This is a genomic window from Streptomyces bambusae (assembly GCF_019400985.1).
In the GTDB taxonomy this organism is placed as follows: Bacteria; Actinomycetota; Actinomycetes; order Streptomycetales; family Streptomycetaceae; genus Streptomyces; species Streptomyces bambusae_A.
Genome location: NZ_WTFF01000588.1, coordinates 1 through 1,977, shown reverse-complemented (window position 1 = coordinate 1,977; position 1,977 = coordinate 1). Strand labels below are relative to the sequence as shown.

Sequence of the window (1,977 nt, the reverse complement as noted above, 5' to 3'; positions counted from 1 at the left end):
CTTCCGGCTCGCGCCGGCGGGGCCGGCCGGCCTCGCGGCTCTCGCGCAGCCGGCGCGCGGCGGCCTCGGCCCTGCGCCGGTCCATGGTGAAGGCGAACCGCCGCCGCTCCTGGACCCGCAGGTGCACGATGTACGCGCTCAGCAGGACGGCCGGGATCGCCGGCGCCCACAGCAGGCGCAGCCCGCCGACGGCCGCGGCGACGGCCCCCAGGGTGAAGGCGAGGAAGAGCATCGCGGTGGTGCGCCGGCGCCGGGCGAGGACCTGCAGGCGCCGCTCGCGCCGGGCCCGCTCCGCCCGCTCCTCCCGTTCGACCGCCGCGGATCTCGGTTCCGCCCTGGTCGGGGACATGCCGGAGGCCCGGACGTCTGCCTCGACGGAATTCACCGTTTCCGTCGTGGCGTCCGGGTCCACGTGGGGCGCCGCTTCCTCGTCACCGCGCTCACGCAGGTCCTTGGCGTAACGGCGCTCCATTCCCGCCCGGCCGGAAAGCAGCCGGATGGCGGTGGAGAAGCGTTCCGTCGGACGGGCCTCGTTCAGCTCGTCCTGCCTCCGGAGCCACATGGGCACCAAGTAGGCGGCCCAGGCCCCCACGATGACTGCGTAGATGAGGCCGCTGCTGCTCACACCTCACACCGTAGAGGTGCACGGCCGACGGCATCGGCCAATTGGACCGGTGTGTCGCACGATCTGGCTGATATCACGGACTTTTTTTGTGATTCTTCGGATCAGGTTATGAGTGAATCTCGATCGAATTCGAACACGCGTTTGTATTCGCCGTTCATTTCTGCGGGTGACGGGCGCGGTGCCAGCGGTTGAGCAGGCCCTCCGGGACCTCCTCCAGGGTGAGCGCGTAGACGAGGTGGTCCCGCCAGGCGCCGTCGATGTGCAGGTAGCGCGGCCGCAGCCCCTCCTCGCGGAAGCCCAGCTTCTCCACCACGCGGCGGCTCGGACCGTTCTCCGGCCGGATGCACACCTCGATCCGGTGCAGGCCGAGCTTGCCGAAGCAGTGGTCCACGGCGAGCGCGACCGCCGTCGGCATGACGCCGCGGCCCGCCACCTCGCGGTCGACCCAGTAGCCGACGTGGCCCGCGCACATCGAGCCCCAGGTGATCCCGGCCACCGTCAGCTGGCCGACCAGCCGGCCCTGGTACTCGATGACGAAGGGCAGCATCCGGCCCGCGTTCGCCTCGGCCCGCAGATGGCGGACCATCTGACGGAACGTCGGCCGCTGGATCACCGGCCCCCAGGGCGCGGGCGGCGGAACGGTCGCCTCCCACGGCCGCAGCCAGTCGCGGTTGCGGCGGTTGACCTCGCGCCAGGCGCGCTGGTCGCGGACCTTTATCGGCCGGAGGGTGACGTCGCCGTCCGTCAGCACCGCCGGCCAGGAGGGACCGTTCAGCTCGGGCTCCCGGAGGCGGAGGTGCTCCCGGCGGGGGCGGCGGACGGCGCGTGGTCGCCGCCGCGGATCTGGTCCACCGCGTGCACCAGGATGCGGTCCAGGACGGCGACGCCGTCGCGTACGCCGCCGGTCGAGCCAGGCAGGTTCACGATCAGGGTGCGGCCGGCCACACCCGCCAGGCCCCGCGAGAGGGCGGCCGTCGGCACCTTGGCGAGGTTCTCGGCGCGGACGGCCTGCGGGATGCCCGGGATCTCGTAGTCGATCACCCGCGCGGTCGCCTCGGGGGTCTTGTCGGTGGGCGAGATGCCCGTGCCGCCGGTGGTCAGGATGACGTCGTACCCGGCGGCCACGCCCTCGCGCAGCGCCTGCTCCACGGGGTCCCCGTCGGGCACGACCCGCGGCCCGTCGACGGCGAACCCGAGCCGGGCCAGGCCCTCGGCGAGGACCGGGCCGCCCCGGTCCTCGTAGACGCCCTTCGAGGCACGGTTGGAGGCGGTGACCACGAGCCCGCGCAGCGGGGCGGCAGCCGACCGGGCGGCGCCGGGGCTCGCCGCGGCGACGGCGCCGGGGCCGGGAC

At 73.7% G+C, this 1,977-nt stretch carries 3 protein-coding genes; all 3 read right to left on the bottom strand.

Annotated elements, in window-relative coordinates; genetic code table 11:
* Positions 1 to 625 (bottom strand): divisome protein SepX/GlpR (gene sepX / locus GPJ59_RS35820; RefSeq protein WP_445271894.1); only part of this gene is annotated, 625 nt, incomplete at its 3' end.
* 154 nt (positions 626 to 779) lie between these two features.
* On the bottom strand, positions 780 to 1,400 hold the full coding sequence (locus tag GPJ59_RS35815; protein ID WP_219672299.1) for a GNAT family N-acetyltransferase: 621 nt from the start codon (positions 1,398 to 1,400) through the stop codon (positions 780 to 782).
* Positions 1,397 to 1,915, bottom strand: a complete 519-nt coding sequence (locus GPJ59_RS35810; RefSeq protein WP_219672298.1) for a MogA/MoaB family molybdenum cofactor biosynthesis protein — start codon at positions 1,913 to 1,915, stop codon at positions 1,397 to 1,399. Before GPJ59_RS35810 ends, GPJ59_RS35815 begins: the two co-directional genes overlap by 4 nt.
* Positions 1,916 to 1,977: the final 62 nt, after the last annotated feature.